General features: G+C 74.2%; 18 protein-coding genes. 13 read left to right on the top strand and 5 right to left on the bottom strand.

Annotation, left to right across the window (positions count from 1 at the left end; genetic code table 11):
• Positions 1-72 precede the first annotated feature (72 nt).
• From ACFWUQ_RS17090 to amaP, 6 genes are all read left to right on the top strand, one after another.
• On the top strand, positions 73-852 hold the full coding sequence (locus ACFWUQ_RS17090) for an enoyl-CoA hydratase/isomerase family protein (protein WP_384538547.1): 780 nt from the start codon (positions 73-75) through the stop codon (positions 850-852).
• A gap of 226 nt (positions 853-1,078) precedes the next feature.
• A complete protein-coding gene (locus ACFWUQ_RS17085; RefSeq protein WP_384538545.1) occupies positions 1,079-1,510 on the top strand; it encodes an Asp23/Gls24 family envelope stress response protein in 432 nt (143 codons plus the stop codon).
• A 17-nt stretch (positions 1,511-1,527) separates the two neighbouring features.
• Positions 1,528-1,731, top strand: a complete 204-nt coding sequence (locus ACFWUQ_RS17080) for a hypothetical protein (RefSeq protein ID WP_384538543.1) — start codon at positions 1,528-1,530, stop codon at positions 1,729-1,731.
• A 7-nt stretch (positions 1,732-1,738) separates the two neighbouring features.
• The gene (locus ACFWUQ_RS17075) at positions 1,739-2,122 is read left to right on the top strand and encodes a hypothetical protein (protein ID WP_384538541.1); all 384 of its coding nucleotides are present in this window, start codon (positions 1,739-1,741) and stop codon (positions 2,120-2,122) included.
• Positions 2,119-2,736, top strand: coding sequence for a DUF6286 domain-containing protein (locus ACFWUQ_RS17070; protein ID WP_384538539.1), 618 nt, complete (start codon positions 2,119-2,121; stop codon positions 2,734-2,736). Before ACFWUQ_RS17075 ends, ACFWUQ_RS17070 begins: the two co-directional genes overlap by 4 nt.
• Positions 2,733-3,299, top strand: a complete 567-nt coding sequence (gene amaP, locus ACFWUQ_RS17065) for an alkaline shock response membrane anchor protein AmaP (RefSeq protein WP_384538538.1) — start codon at positions 2,733-2,735, stop codon at positions 3,297-3,299. Before ACFWUQ_RS17070 ends, amaP begins: the two co-directional genes overlap by 4 nt.
• 25 nt (positions 3,300-3,324) lie before the next feature.
• Here the strand turns inward: amaP and ACFWUQ_RS17060 are convergent, their stop codons facing one another.
• The 5 genes from ACFWUQ_RS17060 to ACFWUQ_RS17040 form a co-directional block, all read right to left on the bottom strand.
• Positions 3,325-4,080 carry an SDR family oxidoreductase gene (locus ACFWUQ_RS17060; RefSeq protein ID WP_384538537.1) on the bottom strand — a complete coding sequence of 252 codons (756 nt, stop codon included), beginning with the start codon at positions 4,078-4,080 and terminating at the stop codon, positions 3,325-3,327.
• A gap of 9 nt (positions 4,081-4,089) precedes the next feature.
• Positions 4,090-4,878 carry an SURF1 family protein gene (locus tag ACFWUQ_RS17055; RefSeq protein ID WP_384538535.1) on the bottom strand — a complete coding sequence of 263 codons (789 nt, stop codon included), beginning with the start codon at positions 4,876-4,878 and terminating at the stop codon, positions 4,090-4,092.
• 105 nt (positions 4,879-4,983) lie between these two features.
• Complete coding sequence (locus tag ACFWUQ_RS17050) at positions 4,984-5,217, bottom strand: hypothetical protein (protein ID WP_384538534.1); 234 nt, start codon at positions 5,215-5,217, stop codon at positions 4,984-4,986.
• 93 nt (positions 5,218-5,310) lie between these two features.
• Positions 5,311-6,288, bottom strand: a complete 978-nt coding sequence (locus ACFWUQ_RS17045; protein ID WP_384538532.1) for a DEDDh family exonuclease — start codon at positions 6,286-6,288, stop codon at positions 5,311-5,313.
• Positions 6,289-6,372: 84 nt separating this feature from the next.
• On the bottom strand, positions 6,373-6,996 hold the full coding sequence (locus ACFWUQ_RS17040) for a TetR/AcrR family transcriptional regulator (RefSeq protein WP_384538530.1): 624 nt from the start codon (positions 6,994-6,996) through the stop codon (positions 6,373-6,375).
• Between the two features lie 113 nt (positions 6,997-7,109).
• Between ACFWUQ_RS17040 and ACFWUQ_RS17035 the strand changes: the two genes are divergently transcribed.
• The 7 genes from ACFWUQ_RS17035 (at position 7,110) to ACFWUQ_RS17005 (ending at position 14,316) form a co-directional block, all read left to right on the top strand.
• Positions 7,110-7,907 (top strand): acetoacetate decarboxylase family protein, encoded by a 798-nt coding sequence (locus ACFWUQ_RS17035; protein ID WP_384538528.1) that lies wholly within the window; start codon positions 7,110-7,112, stop codon positions 7,905-7,907.
• 1 nt (position 7,908) lies between these two features.
• Positions 7,909-8,793, top strand: a complete 885-nt coding sequence (locus ACFWUQ_RS17030) for an SDR family NAD(P)-dependent oxidoreductase (protein ID WP_384538527.1) — start codon at positions 7,909-7,911, stop codon at positions 8,791-8,793.
• A 62-nt stretch (positions 8,794-8,855) separates the two neighbouring features.
• Positions 8,856-10,184, top strand: coding sequence for an amidohydrolase family protein (locus ACFWUQ_RS17025; protein ID WP_384538603.1), 1,329 nt, complete (start codon positions 8,856-8,858; stop codon positions 10,182-10,184).
• On the top strand, positions 10,181-11,404 hold the full coding sequence (locus tag ACFWUQ_RS17020) for an amidohydrolase family protein (protein WP_384538526.1): 1,224 nt from the start codon (positions 10,181-10,183) through the stop codon (positions 11,402-11,404). Before ACFWUQ_RS17025 ends, ACFWUQ_RS17020 begins: the two co-directional genes overlap by 4 nt.
• A 99-nt stretch (positions 11,405-11,503) precedes the next feature.
• Complete coding sequence (locus ACFWUQ_RS17015) at positions 11,504-12,484, top strand: sterol desaturase family protein (protein ID WP_384538524.1); 981 nt, start codon at positions 11,504-11,506, stop codon at positions 12,482-12,484.
• 110 nt (positions 12,485-12,594) lie between these two features.
• The gene (locus ACFWUQ_RS17010) at positions 12,595-13,242 is read left to right on the top strand and encodes a lysoplasmalogenase (RefSeq protein ID WP_384538602.1); all 648 of its coding nucleotides are present in this window, start codon (positions 12,595-12,597) and stop codon (positions 13,240-13,242) included.
• A 30-nt stretch (positions 13,243-13,272) separates the two neighbouring features.
• Positions 13,273-14,316, top strand: a complete 1,044-nt coding sequence (locus ACFWUQ_RS17005) for a zinc-dependent alcohol dehydrogenase family protein (protein WP_384538523.1) — start codon at positions 13,273-13,275, stop codon at positions 14,314-14,316.
• Positions 14,317-14,480 lie beyond the last annotated feature (164 nt).

The following is a 14,480-nucleotide window of genomic DNA, read 5'->3' as shown; positions in this document are numbered from 1 at the left end:
CGGTCGGCTGGGTGGTTACTGTGCAGTCACTTAGGCCGAGTCCACGGCCGACTGCACACCGGAGGCATACGGATGGCTCTGCTCGACAAGGACGGCGTACGACTCACCGTCGACGACACGGTCGCCACGGTGACACTGACCAATCCGGCCAAGCGAAACGCCCAGTCCCCCGCGCTCTGGCGGGCTTTGGCGGAGGCCGGACGGTCGTTGCCGGGCACCGTCCGTGTCGTCGTGCTGCGCGGCGAGGGCAAGTCCTTCTCCGCCGGGCTCGACCGGCAGGCGTTCACCCCCGAAGGTTTCGAGGGCGAGCCGTCCTTCCTCGACCTGGCACGCGGTTCGGACGAACTGCTCGACGCCACCATCGCCGAGTACCAGGAGGCGTTCACCTGGTGGCGGCGCAATGACGTCATCTCCGTCGCGGCGGTGCAGGGGCACGCGATCGGCGCCGGCTTCCAGCTCGCGCTCGCGTGCGACCTGCGCGTGGTCGCCGACGACGTGCAGTTCGCCATGCGCGAGACCAGCCTGGGCCTCGTCCCCGACCTGGCCGGAACCCAGCCCCTGACCGCCCTCGTCGGCTACGCCCGCGCGCTGGAGATCTGCGCGACGGGCCGCTCCGTGCACGCCGAGGAGGCCGAGCGGGTCGGCCTCGCCAACCTCGTGGTCCCCGCGGAGGAGCTCGACGCCGCCGTCCAGGACCTCACCACCGCCCTGCTCGCCGCCCCCCGGGACGCCGTGATCGAGACCAAGGGCCTGCTGCGCGGCGCGCCCACCCGCGCCTACGACGACCAGCGCGCCGCCGAGCGCGCCGCCCAGGCCCGCCGCCTGCGCGACCTCGCGGGCCTGTCCGACTGACGCGGCCCGGCCGACCGACTCCGGGCGCACACCGAGCGCCCACCGCCGCCGCCCCGCTCCCGCCACGGGAGCGGGGCGGCGGCATACGCGGGCACAAGCGGGGCAGAAAGGCAGCGGTACCTGTCCGGGCCGACCGGAGCAGTCCCGGGCGCGTCGGCGGACCGGCCCGCTTACGGTGGTCGGGAGTCCCTACCGAGCAGGACCGCCTCACTCCTAAGGACAAGCGATGACCGAATCCGCATCGGGGAGCCCCGCCAAGGACCCCGGCGACCGGGGCCGCACCAGCATCGCCGACGGGGTCGTCGAGAAGATCGCCGGACTGGCCGCCCGCGAGGTGGTCGGTGTCCATGCCATGGGCAGCGGCAGCGGCCTCTCCCGTACCTTCGGCGCCGTCCGCGACCGGGTCCCCGGCGGATCCAAGGCAGCCGTCAGCCGGGGCGTCAAGGCCGAGGTCGGCGAGGTCCAGACGGCCCTCGACCTGGAGATCGTCGTCGAGTACGGCGTGTCGATCCGCGACGTGGCCCGGGCGGTCCGTGAGAACGTCATCTCGGCCGTCGAGCGCATGACCGGCCTGGAGGTCGTCGAGGTCAACATCGCCGTCAGCGACGTCAAACTGCCCGACGAGGAAGACGAGGAGCCGGAGTCCCGGCTCCAGTAGCCGAGAGGAGTCCCGCAATGAGCATGGCTGTCGTCGGCCTGGTGGCCGGCATGGCACTGGGCTTCGCCGGATACTTCGGCGGCTTCGGGGCCTTCCTGCTGGTGGCCGCCCTCGGGGCCGTCGGCTTCGTCGCCGGGCGGTTCCTCGACGGGGACCTGGAACCGGGCGACCTGCTCCGCCCCCGCGACCGGGACCGCGGCCGCGACGGCCGGCGCGGGTGAGGGCCGGATGACCACGCCGCGCACCGCACCTCCCCGGGTGGCCCCCGCCGAGCGGGGGTCCACCCGTATCGCCGACCGGGTCGTCGCCAAGATCGCCGCGCAGGCCGCCCGGGAAGCGCTCGCCGCCACCCCGGGCCCGGCCCCCGGAACGGGTCCGGCCCCCCGCGCCGGCGTCACCGTGCACCACGACATCGCCCGGGTCCGGATCGGCCTGGAGCTGGACTACCCTTCCGACCTCGCCGCCCAGTGCGCGGCCGTACGCCGCCAGGTCGCCCGGCGGATCGAGGAGTACGCGGCGATGGCCGTACCCGAAGTGGACATCGAGATCGAGCACCTGCGCCCCACCCGCGCCCGCCCGGCCGCCGCCGGGCGGGACCGGCGGCTGCGGTGACGGCCCCCGCCCGCGCCACCCCGGACGGGCCCGACGGCGAGGCCCCCGCGGGCCCCGCCGGCCGGGCCCGCGTCCCCCGCCTCCGCTCCGCCCGGCGGATCCCGGCCGCCATCGGCGCACTCGTCGTCCTGGCCGCCACCGGCCTCCTCCTGTACGACCTGGCCGCCGTACGCGCCGGCCGGCCCGGCATGGGATGGCGCCGGGAGCTCGCCCGCGAGCTGGACCGCGCCACCCCCGCCGACACCTGGGTCGTGCTGTCCGGCGCGGCCCTCGCCGCGGCCGGACTGGTGCTCCTGATGCTGGCGCTCGCCCCCGGACTGCGCGGGATCCTGCCGATGCGCGTGCCCGACGCGGCCGGTCCCGCGGCCCGCGGTGTACGGGCCGGGCTCGGCCGCCGGGACGCCGCGCAGGTGCTGCGGGACCGGGCGATGGAGGTGTCCGGGGTCCGGTCGGTCCGGGTCCGGGTGGGCCGGTCCCGCATCGGGGTGCGGGCCACCTCGCACTTCCGCGAACTGGAGGACGTACGGTCCGACCTCGACGCGGTCGTCGCCGTCGCCATCGAGGAGCTGGGACTGGCGCACCCGCCGCGGCCCCGGGTGCGGGTCGGCCGGTGAACGGCCTGCGCGCGGGGGTGAACCGGAGCCTGCTGGCCCTCCTCGGACTGGTGCTGCTCGCGGCGGGCGCCACCCTGCTGACGGCGTCGTGGCCGCTCGGCGGCCGGCACGCACCGCTGCTGGCGGAGGAGACCCGCCGCCGGTACGGGCACGCCGACGGCTGGTGGCCGTGGGCGGCGCTCGCCGGGCTCGCGCTGTGCGTGCTGCTGGCGCTGTGGTGGCTGCTGTCCCAGGTGCGGCGCTCGCGGCTGCGGGCGGTGGCCGTCGACACGGGGGACGGGGCGTACGCGCTGCTGCGCGGGCGCGCGCTGGAGGAGGCGGTGGCCGCGGAGGCCGGCGCCCTCGACGGGGTCGCGCACTGCCGGGTCGCCCTGTACCGCAGGCGCGGGGCGCCCGCCCTGCGGATCACCCTGGAGCTGGAGCCCCACGCCGTGCCGGCCGACGCCCTGGCGGCTCTCGCCGGCCCGGTGCTGGGGCACGTGCGGTCGGCGGCGGGCCTCGCCGAGCTGCCGACCGAGGCCCGCCTGAGGGTGGTGTCCCACCGGGCCCAGAGGGTCGCCTGAGCCCCGGGCCCGGAGGGACGGCGGGTCAGAAGCCGTGCCGGGAGCCGCCGTCGACCGGCAGCATGACGCCCGTCAGGTACGAGGCGGCGGGGGACATCAGGAAGGCCGCCGTGCGCCCGAACTCCTGCGGCGTCCCGTACCGCCCCAGCGGGATGGCGGCCTCGTTGCGCGCCCGTGCGGCGGCCGCGTCCCCGGAGAGGGCGTCGAGTTCGCGCACCCGGTCGGTGTCGATGCGGGCCGGGAGCAGGCCGAAGACCCGGATGCCGCGCGGACCCAGCTCGACGGAGAGGGACTTCGCGAAGCCGGCGAGACCCGGGCGCAGCCCGTTGGAGACGGTCAGGCCGGGGATGGGCTCGTGGACCGAGCCCGACAGCACGAAGCCGATGACCCCGCCCTCGCCCAGCTCGGCCGCCGCCGCCCGCGCGATGCGGACCGCGCCCAGGAACACCGACTCGAAGGCCGCCGACCACTGGGCGTCCGCGATGTCCGCGGCGGAGCCCGGCGCCGGTCCGCCGACGCTGATGAGGACGCCGTCGAACCGGCCGAAGCGCTCGCGGGCGGTGGCCACCAGCCGCTCGGCCGCCGCCGGGTCGGCGTTGTCGGCGGCCACCCCGGCCGCGCCCGGGCCCAGTGCGGCGGCCGCGTCGGCCGCCCGCTTCTCGTCCCGGCCGGTGAGGAGCACCTTCGCGCCGTCGGCGGTCAGTTCCCGGGCGGAGGCGAAGCCGAGGCCGCGCGTGGCCCCGGTGACGACATAGACACGGTCCTTCAATCCAAGATCCATGCCGATACGCTACGCCGCCGGCGCCGGCTCCCGCCCGGTGGCTCCGGCCGCCGCTTCCTCGCGGTCGCGCTTCTCCCGGCGGACCAGCACGATCCACCCCACCGGCACCGAGGCCGCGAACAGCCACCACTGGACGGCGTAGGCCATGTGCGCGCCGATCGAGTCGTGGTCGGGCTCGGGGACCGGCTCGGGCCCGCCGTCGGCGGTGGGCGGAGCGGTGAGTTCCAGGTAGCCGCCGAGCACGGGCCGCCCCAGCGACTGCGCCTGCCGGCCGCTGTTGATCAGCATGACCTGACGGTCCGGCAGGCCCGTGCGGTCCTTGATGCCGCTGCCGCCGCTCGTCTCGTCGGCCTTGAGCCGGCCGGAGACGGTGACCTCGCCCGAGGGCGCCGCGGGGACCGAGGGGTAGGCGCGGGGGTCCCCGCCGCCCGGCACCCAGCCCCGGTTGACCAGCACGGCCCGGCCGTCGCCGAGGACGAGTGGGGTCACGACGTGGAAGCCCACCTTGTCGTCGGCCGAGGTCCGCATGCGTACGACCACCTCGTGGGCGGTGTCGTAGGTACCGGTCGCGGTGACCGCCCGCCAGAAGTCCGCGCGCGGGACCCGGTGACCGGGCGAGGTGACCTCGGTCACGGGGACGGGCTCCGCCTTGAGGTTGGCCTCGATCAGCTGGTTCTGCGCGACCCGGTGCTCATGGCGGTGGAACTGCCAGAACCCCAGCTTGGCCATCACGGGGATGAGGACGAGGGCGATGAGGGTGAGGCACACCCACTGCCGGGTCAGCACAAAGCGGTACACGCCCACGACGGTACCCCCCCGTGGGGACGACCCCGGCGGCCGGGTGGCCGTCCGGGGTCGCGCACGGCGCGGGCCCGGGGCCGCGGGGAGGGCTCGGGCGGGGAGTCAGACGTGGTCCTTGATGCCCACCTTCCCTTCCGCGCGGGCGCAGTGCGCCCCGCAGAACCACTGCCCCTCGACGTCGACGCCCTGCCCGATGATCTGGACCCGGCAGTGCTCGCAGATGGGCGCCATGCGGTGAATGGCGCAGGAGAAGCAGTCGAAGACGTGCACGACGCCCTGCGCGTGCACCTCGAAGGACATGCCGTAGTCGTTTCCGCAGACTTCGCAACGTGCCATGCGCCGCATGCTGCGCACAGCGGACCACCGGAACAAGATCCGCCGGGGTGAGTCGCCGAGCGGGCACCCGCCCGGCGCAATCCGCGGTGGGACTCAGTCCTCGGCCGCCGCCACGTCGCGCAACAGGTGGGTGAAGGCCGCCTCGTCGACGACGGGGGTCCCGAAGGACTTCGCCTTGACCGTCTTCGAGGTCGCCGCGTCGGGGTCGTTCGTCACCAGCAGGCTCGTGAGCCGCGACACACTGGTGGCGATGTGCAGGCCGGCCTCGACCGCCCGGTCCTCCAGCAGTTCCCGGTCCACCGAGGTGTCCCCCGAGAAGGCGATCCGCATGCCCTGCTTCAGCGGCTTGCCGTCCTCGAAGCGCCCCGGGTTGGGGTGCGGGCACGGCGGCCGCTTGCGCGAGGCACGCCAGCTGCCGCCCCGGTACGAGGCCTGGTGGCCGACGCGGGGGGCGGCCGGTGTGTCCGACCACTCGGTCAGCGGCCGGCATTCGAGCAGCGGGAGCCGTACCCCGTCGCGCGCGGCGGCGTGCAGCGACGGCCGGAACGCCTCCGCCAGGACCCGGGCGTCGTCCAGCGCGTGGTGCGCGCGCTGCTGGACCACGCCGAAGTGCGCGGCGAGCGACTCCAGCTTGTGGTTGGGCAGCGGGAGGTCCAGTTCCTTCGACAGGGCGATGGTGCACAGCCGCTGACGGACCGGCGCGGCGCCGGCGGCCCGCGCGTACTCCCGGGCGATCATCTGCCAGTCGAAGATGGCGTTGTGCGCGACGAGCACCCGGTCCGCGAGGCGGTCGGCGAACTCCGCGGCGATGTCCTCGAAGAGCGGGGCGTCCTGGAGCACGGCACTGGTCAGGCCGTGGATCCACACCGGCCCCGGATCCCGCCGCGGGTTGACCAGCGTGTACCAGTGGTCCTCGACGTTGCCCTGCGCGTCGAGCCGGTAGACGGCCGCGGAGACTATCCGGTCGTCGCGAGCGAGCCCGGTGGTCTCCACGTCGACGACCGCGTACCCCTGCGGGTACGCGGTCGGCCACGTCGTCTCTGCGGTCGTACGGTCGGCGAGCATGGTCACAGAGGATATCGGCCCCGACCGACAGTCACGGCCCGGACTGACAACGCAGGCTCGGCGGTCCGCGTGCCCGACTCCGCGACGCGGTCAGCGGTCCGGGGCCAGCAGGGCCGACACCAGGGCCCGTACGGAGAGCGCGAAGAGCCGGTCCGGGTCCGGCGGCCGGGCCAGCGCGCGGGCGAGCGCCGGGTCGTGCGGGGCGGCGGCCGGGTCCCACAGCTCGCTCTCGGCCGGGGACTGCGCGGGGGAGCGCTCACGGTTGCGCTCGACGAGCAGGAAGCCGATCACCTGGAACTGGATCGCGCGCACCGCGTCCGCCGCCCGGGCGCCGCGCAGCCCCGCCGCGTGGACCTCGTGCACGAGCGCCTGCTGGGCGGGCAGGAACATCCGCTCCGTGAGTCCGCGTTCGTGGACCATCGCGATCAGGTGGGGCCGCTCGCGCAGTTCGCGGCGCAGGGTGCGGGCCACGGACAGGATCCGGTCGGCCGGAGTGCGGCCGCTCGGCCGCAGCGCGCCCATCTCCTCGACGGTCCGCTCCACGAGGGCGTCGAGCAGCGACTCGCGGTTGCCGACGTGCCAGTAGATCGAGGTGACCGCCGTGCCGAGCTCAGCGGCCAGTCTGCGCATGGTCAGGGCAGCGGGGCCGTGCTGCTCGACCAGTGACGCGGCGGCGTCCAGTACGTCCCGGCGGGTCAGCGTGTTTCTGGCCATGCCCGGCCCAGCCAATCTGTCGAAACGTCAGTTATGTTGCGTGCAAGGGTCTTCACCCTTCATCGCCATCGGTGTAACTGTGTTACAGAACCGACCGAAGGGTGGTGCGAGACATGGCACGCATACGGTACGGAGCGCGGACCGAGGCCGAGATCGAGGCGTCGCGCGAGAAGAGTTCCAAGCTCCCCGACATCTGGTCCACCGGTGTGGTGGCCGTCTGGGAGAGCGATCCGGACGTGGTCGCGGCGGTGCTGCCGCCCCCGCTCAAACCGGCCGACCGGCCCCTCGTGCGGGCCAACATCAGCAAGGTCGACCTGCCCGGCTACCCGCTCGGGGCCGGCTCGGTGGCCGTCGCGGCCGAGCACGGCGGGGTGCGGGGCTGGTACCCGCTGGTGATGCCGATGACCCACGAGCGCGCCCTGACCGGCGGCCGGGAGGTCTTCGGCGAGCCGAAGAAGCTGGGCGAGGTCACCGTCGAGCGCGACGGACTCGTCGTCCGGGCCGCCCTCGCCCGGCACGGGATCGCCTTCGTGGAGGTGCGCGGAGCCGTCGACCGCGAGCTGCCGCTTCCCGAGCCCACCCGTAAGACCGACTTCTACTTCAAGTTCCTCCCCGCCGTCGACGGTTCGGGTTTCGACGCGGACCCGGTCCTGGTCCACTGCACCCGCAACGAGAAGGTCCGCAAGCTGGAGCACATCACCGGCGATGTGGTGCTCCGCGAGTCGATGTACGACCCGGTCGCGGACCTCCCCGTCCGCCGGCTCGTGGAGATCACCATCGGCGAGAAGACCACCGACCAGAGGGGCAGGGTCGTCGAGCGGGTCAGCGCGCGGGCCCTCCTGCCGTACATCCACCAGCGGTACGACGACCCGATGCAGATCCTCGAAGGCCCCCCGGAAGGCAGTGTCTGAGATGCGACTGGAACCGGGACAGGTCGCCGTCGTCACCGGCGCCGCCGGCGGCATCGGGCTCGCCATGGCCCGCCGCTTCGCCGCCGAGGGACTCAGGGTCGTCCTCGCCGACGTGGAGGAGGACGCCCTGCGCCGGGCCGCCGCCGACCTCGCGGCGGAGGGGGCCGAGGTCCTCGCGGAGCCCGTCGACGTCAGCGACCGCGACTCCGTGCTCTCCCTGGCCGACGCGGCGTACGAGGCCTTCGGCGCCGTCCACGTGCTCTGCAACAACGCGGGCGTCGGATCCGGCGCCGAGGGCCGGATGTGGGAGCACGAGCCCAACGACTGGAAGTGGGCCTTCTCCGTCAACGTGTGGGGCGTCTTCCACGGCATCCAGGCCTTCGTCCCCCGCATGATCGCCGCCGGCGGACCGGGCCACGTCGTCAACACCTCCTCCGGCGACGGCGGCATCGCCCCGCTGCCCACCGCCTCCGTGTACGCCGTCACCAAGGCGGCCGTGGTCACCATGACGGAGTCCCTGTACGCCCACCTCCGGGCGGAGGGCGCGGACATCGGCGCCTCCGTCCTCTTCCCCGGACCGCACATGCTGCGTACCGGGCTGTGGGAGTCCCACCGCAACCGGCCCGCGCGCTACGCGAAGGAGCGGCCGCGCAGGACCCCGTACCGCAGCCTCGACCAGTACGAGGCCGCCATGAGGAAGGCCGGCCGCGAGGTGGACTTCACACCCGTCGAGGACGTCGCCGAGCACGTCGTCGACGGGATCCGGGCCGACCGCTTCTGGATGCTCCCGGCGAGCGAGCACAGCGACCGGCAGATCCGTGCCCGGTCGCGGTCGATGCTCGACCGCGCCAACCCCGCCTACCTGGAAAGCTTCATCCTCGACTGAGGGGCCCCGCCGTGCCTGACACGCATGCGAACGACCCGACCGACCGGACCGAGCCGACCGACCTGAACGACCGTGCCGACCGGGACGACCCGACCGACCGACCCGGTCCGACCGGCCAGGACCCGTACCTGATCATCTCCTCCGACTGCCACGCCGGGCTGCCCACCGAGCTCTACCGCCCGTACCTGGACTCCCGCTTCCACTCCGCGTTCGACGAGTTCCTCGGTCAGCGCGACGCGCGCCGTGCGGAGGCGACCCGCCTCGGCGTCCGCAACGAGGCCTTCGCCGAGAAGTGGTTCCGCGACCACGAGGAGGGCCTCAAGGGCGGCTGGGACGCGGGGCGGCGGCTGAAGGAGCTCGACGGGGACGGAGTGGCCGCCGAGGTCGTCTTCCCCGACGCGGACGCCGTGGACAGCCAGACCGCGGCCCCCTTCGGCGTCGGGCTCGGCCTGTCCGGCGACCAGGACCCCGAGCTGGGCATGGCGGGCGCGCAGGCCCACAACCGCTGGCTGGCCGAGTTCGTCTCCGCGCACCCCGAACGCCACTGCGGCGTGGCCCTGCTGCCCATCACGGGCGAGCCGGACGCGGTCGTCGCGGAGATCCACCGGGCCAAGGAGTCCGGTCTGGGCGCGCTCATGATCCCCGCCATGTGGGTGGACAAGGCGCCGTACCACGACCGCCGCTACGACCCCGTGTGGGCCGCGGCGGCCGAGACGGCGATGCCCGTCGTCACCCACTCCGGGTCCTCGCCCCGGCACGAGTACGGCGACCACCTCGGCATCTTCGTCTCCGAGGTCACCTGGTGGCCGGCCCGCCCGCTGTGGTTCCTGCTCTGGTCGGGCGTCTTCGAACGCCACCCGGGCCTGAAGTTCGGCGTGGCCGAGTCGGGCTGCTGGTGGCTGCCGAACCAGCTGTGGTTCATGGACCGCCTCTACCTCGGCGCCCACGGCGGCAAGAAGCTCTCGCCGTTCGAGGAACTGAAAAGGCCGCCCAGCGAGTACCTGGACCGACAGGTGTTCGTCTGCGCGACGAACACCAAGCGGCGCGAGCTGGCCCAGCGCTACGAGATCGGCGTGGACAACATCCTGTGGGGCTCCGACTTCCCGCACCCCGAGGGCACCTGGCCCGCCACCCGGGACTGGCTCCGCAGGACCTTCCACGACATCCCGGTGGCGGAGACCCGCAGGATGCTGGGCCTCGCCGCCGCCGAGGTCTTCGGCTTCGACACCGCGAAGCTCGCCCCGACCGCCCGCCGGATCGGCCCCACCCCGGCCGACCTGGGCCAGTCCGCGGACCAGGCGGCGGTGGAGGCCTCCTGGGCCCGCTCCCGGGACGTGGGCCGCCACTGGCTGACGGAGCACGACTTCCCGGTGCTGGGGGTGAACCCGTGACGGCCCCGGACCGGTACACGGTCGTCTCGGCGGACTGCCACGCGGGCGCCGACCTGCTGGACTACAAGCCGTACCTGGAGAAGCGCCACCACGAGGAGTTCGACGCGTGGGCCGCCTCCTACGTGAACCCGTACGAGGACCTCCTCGCCGACACGGCCGACCGCAACTGGAACTCCGGGCGCCGACTCGCCGAACTGGAGGCCGACGGCATCGTGGCGGAGGTCCTCTTCCCGAACACCGTGCCGCCGTTCTTCCCCAGCGCCTCCCTGATGGCGCAGCCGCCCACGGCCGCCGAGTTCACCCTGCGCTGGGCCGGGCTCCAGGCCCATAACCGGTGGCTCGCGGACTTCTGCGCCGCCGCCCCGGGGCGGCGGGCGGGGGTGGCCCAGATCCTGCTCAACGACGTCGACGCGGCCGTACGGGAGATCCGCCGCACGAAGGCGGAGGGTCTGACCGGCGGCATCCTCCTGCCGGGCGCGCCACCCGGCAGCGGTGTCCCCGAGCTCTACTCCACCGCCTACGACCCCATCTGGGCGGTATGCGACGAACTGGACGTCCCCGTCAACCACCACGGCGGCTCCGCGTCCCCGCCGCTCGGCGACGAACCGGCGGCCCGCGCCGTGTTCATGGTGGAGACCACCTGGTTCTCGCACCGGGCCCTGTGGCACCTCATCTTCGGCGGTGCCTTCCGCCGCCACCCGGGCCTCACGCTGGTCCTCACGGAGCAGGGCTCCGGCTGGATCCCGGGCGTGATGGAGATGCTGGACTACTACCACGGCCGCCTGGTGGCGGCCTCGGCCACCGCCGAGTCCAAATTCGGCGCGGGACTGGCCGACTCGATGGGCAAGGGCCCGAGCGAGGTCTGGCGGGACAACTGCTTCGTCGGAGCGAGCTTCATGCGCCCCCACGAGGTCCCGCTGCGGGACCGGATCGGCCTCGACAAGATCATGTGGGGGAGCGACTACCCCCACGACGAGGGCACCACGCCGTTCTCCCGCGAGGGCCTGCGCATCGCCTACGCGGGCCTCCCGCGCGAGGAGGTCGCCGCGATGGTCGGCGGCAACGCGGCCCGGGTCTACGGCTTCGACCTCGACCTCCTGGACGCGGCCGCGGCCACCTGCGGCCCCCTGGTCTCGGAGGTCGCGCAGCCCCTGACGGCGATCCCCCCGACCGCGACCAGCCCGGCCTTCGCCCGCGGCGGCTCGGTCCGCGTCTGGTGACCGCTCCGCGGCGCGGCTCGGTACCTGCGGTAACTCGGATGAGTACCGATCGGTAACAACCCCTAGCGGCGCCCCGGAGCGCGCCTTTATGGTGCGGGCATGCCGAACCTGCCCGATGTCGTGCTGTGGTCCATACCCGCCTTCGTGCTGCTCACCGTCATCGAGCTGGTGAGCTACCGGCTCCATCCCGACGAGGACGCCGCCGGATACGACACCAAGGACGCCGTCACCAGCATCACCATGGGGCTGGGCAGTATCGGCTTCGACCTGCTGTGGAAGATCCCCGTCGTCGCGGTCTTCACCGCGGTCTACGAACTCACCCCGCTGCGCGTGCCGCTGCTGTGGTGGACGCTCCCGCTGATGCTGCTCGCCCAGGACTTCCTCTACTACTGGCAGCACCGCGGGCACCACGTCGTCCGCATCCTGTGGGCCTGCCACGTGGTCCACCACAGCAGCCGGCGGTTCAACCTCACCACCGCCCTGCGCCAGCCGTGGACCAGCGCGACCACGTACTGGTTCTACCTGCCGATGGTGGCCGTCGGGGTGCATCCGGCCGTCATCCCGTTCTGCTACGGGATCAACCTGCTCTACCAGTTCTGGGTCCACACCGAGCGCATCGGCAAGCTCCCCCGCGCCTACGAGTACGTCTTCAACACCCCCTCGCACCACCGTGTCCACCACGCCTCCCAGGGCGGCTACCTCGACCGCAACTACGGCGGCATCCTGATCGTCTGGGACCGGATGTTCGGCTCGTGGGTCGGGGAGACCGACACGCCCGTGTACGGCCTCACCAAGAACATCGACACCCACAACCCGCTGCGCGTGGCCACGCACGAGTACGCCGCCATCGCGCGGGACGTGCGCGCCGCCGGGAGCTGGCGCCAGCGGGCGGGACACGTCTTCCGAGGCCCGGGCTGGCAGCCCGCCCCCCGAGCCGCGGCCGCCGTCCCGACCCCGGGCGCCGTCCCGTCCGCGGCCCCCGTACCGGTGACGCCCGCCGCGCAGGTCCCGGCGCAGGTCCCGGCCCCGGCGCCGGCTCCCGTCCCGGCCCCCCAGTCCGTACAGGAGTCCACCGCGTGAGCGCCGCGGAGTCCTCGGCCGGCGACGGCGGCCGGCCGGCCGGCACCGCCCGTACCGCGCCCGCCCGGGCCTCTGCCCCGGGCCCGGCCCCCTCGGCCGGCCGGGCCCGCCTGGGCCGGATCGCCCTGGCCGGCTTCGCGGTCGCCGCCGCCGACCTCGCCTCCCTGCTGGCCGGCTGGGAGGCGGGCCACCCGGTGTTCAAGCCGCTGCTGATGCCCCTGCTCGTCGCCTACGCGCTGACCCGCGGCGCACCCCGCCTGCTGGTCGCGGCCCTGCTGTTCGGCTGGGGCGGGGACCTGGCCCTGCTCTTCGACGCCGAGGCCGCCTTCCTCGTCGGCATGGGCTCCTTCGCCGTCGGGCACGTCTGCTACCTCGTGCTCTTCGGCAGGCGCGCCGCGCACCCGCTGCTCGGGGGCGCGTACGCGCTCGCCCTCGTCGGGACCGTCGCCCTGCTGTGGGGCGACCTGCCGGCCGACCTCCGCGTCCCCGTGGCCGGCTACAGCCTGCTGCTCACCGCCATGGCCTTCCGCTCCAGCGCCCTCGGCCCGCGCGCGGGCCTCGGCGGGGCGCTGTTCCTGCTCTCCGACACCCTCATCGCCACCGGGGTGGCCGACTGGCCCCAGCTGCCCCGCCCCGACTTCTGGATCATGGCCACGTACCTGGCGGCCCAGTACCTGCTGGCGACCGGAGTGATGGCCTCCGGAAACCGGGCGTACGGTAGGGGAGCAGCCCTGCCGGGCGAGCACAGCGAACGCTGAACCACCCCCGATCCCGAGGACTGCACCACCATGCGCGCCACCGTCATCCACGCCCCGCACGACATCCGCGTGGAGGAGGTGCCCGACGCCGCGATCCGGCGTCCCGAGGACGCCGTCGTCCGCGTCCTGCGCGCCTGCATCTGCGGCAGCGACCTGTGGGCCTACCGGGGTGAGGCCGCGCGCCAACCGGGGCAGCGCATAGGCCACGAGTTCCTCGGCATCGTCGAGGAGACCGGCGCCGCGGTGACCGGCCTGCGCGCCGGAGACCTGGTCGTCGCCCCGTTCATGTGGTCCGACGGGACCTGCGCGTACTGCGCCGAAGGCCTGTACACCTCCTGCGAGCACGGCGGGTTCTGGGGCTCGGTCGGCCACGACGGCGGCCAGGGCGAGGCCGTCCGCGTCCCGCACGCCGACGGCACGCTGGTGAAACTGCCCGCCGACGCCGTCTCGGACGACCACCTGCTGACCGGGCTGCTCGCGCTGTCCGACGTCATGGGGACCGGCCACCACGCCGCGCTGGGCGCCGGGGTCCGCGAGGGGTCCACCGTCGCCGTCGTCGGTGACGGCGCGGTCGGCCTCTGCGGCGTCCTCGCCGCCAAGCGCCTCGGCGCGGAGCGGATCATCGCCCTGGGCCGCCACTCCGCCCGTACGGACATCGCGAAGCTCTTCGGGGCCACCGACGTCGTCGCCGAGCGGGGCGAGGCCGCCGAGGCCGCCGTCCGCGAGCTGACCGGCGGCCGGGGCGCCCACGCGGTGATCGAGGCCGTCGGCACCGAGCAGTCGATGCGCACGGCCGTCGGCATCACCCGCGACGGCGGGGCCATCGGCTACGTTGGCGTGCCGCACGGCAGCGGCACCGGGCTCGACCTCGGTGTGATGTTCGACCGCAACCTCACCCTGCGCGGCGGCGTCGCGCCGGTCCGCGCGTACATCCCCGAGCTGCTGGCCGACGTGCTCAGCGGCGCCATCGACCCGTCGCCCGTCTTCGACCGGGCCGTCTCCCTGGACGAGGTCCCCGAGGGCTACCGCGCGATGGACGACCGCAGCGCGCTCAAGGTGCTGATCACGCTCTGACGCCGCCGCGCACGCGGAAGGGGGGGGGGGGGGGGGCCGTAGCCCCCCCGCCCCCCCCCGGGGGGGGGGCCGGGGGGCCCGGGGGGGATTGGGGGGCCCGGGGGCCTTGGGGGGTCACAGGGGTCGCTGGGGCTGTAGGGGCCGTAGGGGGCACAGGAACCTCA

This window comes from Streptomyces sp. NPDC058662 (assembly GCF_042716255.1).
Taxonomy (GTDB): Bacteria; Actinomycetota; Actinomycetes; order Streptomycetales; family Streptomycetaceae; genus Streptomyces.
Note: the sequence above shows the minus strand (reverse complement) of the source record. Positions and strands in the feature narration are given on the sequence as shown.

What these genes read in the sequence shown, in the direction of transcription:
- ACFWUQ_RS17050 (WP_384538534.1), bottom strand. Translation starts at nt 5,217, where the DNA reads ATGGCACGTTGCGAAGTCTGCGGAAACGACTACGGCATGTCCTTCGAG.
- ACFWUQ_RS17085 (WP_384538545.1), top strand. Translation starts at nt 1,079, where the DNA reads ATGACCGAATCCGCATCGGGGAGCCCCGCCAAGGACCCCGGCGACCGG.
- ACFWUQ_RS17090 (WP_384538547.1), top strand. Translation starts at nt 73, where the DNA reads ATGGCTCTGCTCGACAAGGACGGCGTACGACTCACCGTCGACGACACG.
- ACFWUQ_RS17040 (WP_384538530.1), bottom strand. Translation starts at nt 6,996, where the DNA reads ATGGCCAGAAACACGCTGACCCGCCGGGACGTACTGGACGCCGCCGCG.
- ACFWUQ_RS17030 (WP_384538527.1), top strand. Translation starts at nt 7,909, where the DNA reads ATGCGACTGGAACCGGGACAGGTCGCCGTCGTCACCGGCGCCGCCGGC.
- ACFWUQ_RS17080 (WP_384538543.1), top strand. Translation starts at nt 1,528, where the DNA reads ATGAGCATGGCTGTCGTCGGCCTGGTGGCCGGCATGGCACTGGGCTTC.
- ACFWUQ_RS17015 (WP_384538524.1), top strand. Translation starts at nt 11,504, where the DNA reads ATGCCGAACCTGCCCGATGTCGTGCTGTGGTCCATACCCGCCTTCGTG.
- ACFWUQ_RS17035 (WP_384538528.1), top strand. Translation starts at nt 7,110, where the DNA reads ATGGCACGCATACGGTACGGAGCGCGGACCGAGGCCGAGATCGAGGCG.
- ACFWUQ_RS17060 (WP_384538537.1), bottom strand. Translation starts at nt 4,080, where the DNA reads ATGGATCTTGGATTGAAGGACCGTGTCTATGTCGTCACCGGGGCCACG.
- ACFWUQ_RS17075 (WP_384538541.1), top strand. Translation starts at nt 1,739, where the DNA reads ATGACCACGCCGCGCACCGCACCTCCCCGGGTGGCCCCCGCCGAGCGG.
- ACFWUQ_RS17005 (WP_384538523.1), top strand. Translation starts at nt 13,273, where the DNA reads ATGCGCGCCACCGTCATCCACGCCCCGCACGACATCCGCGTGGAGGAG.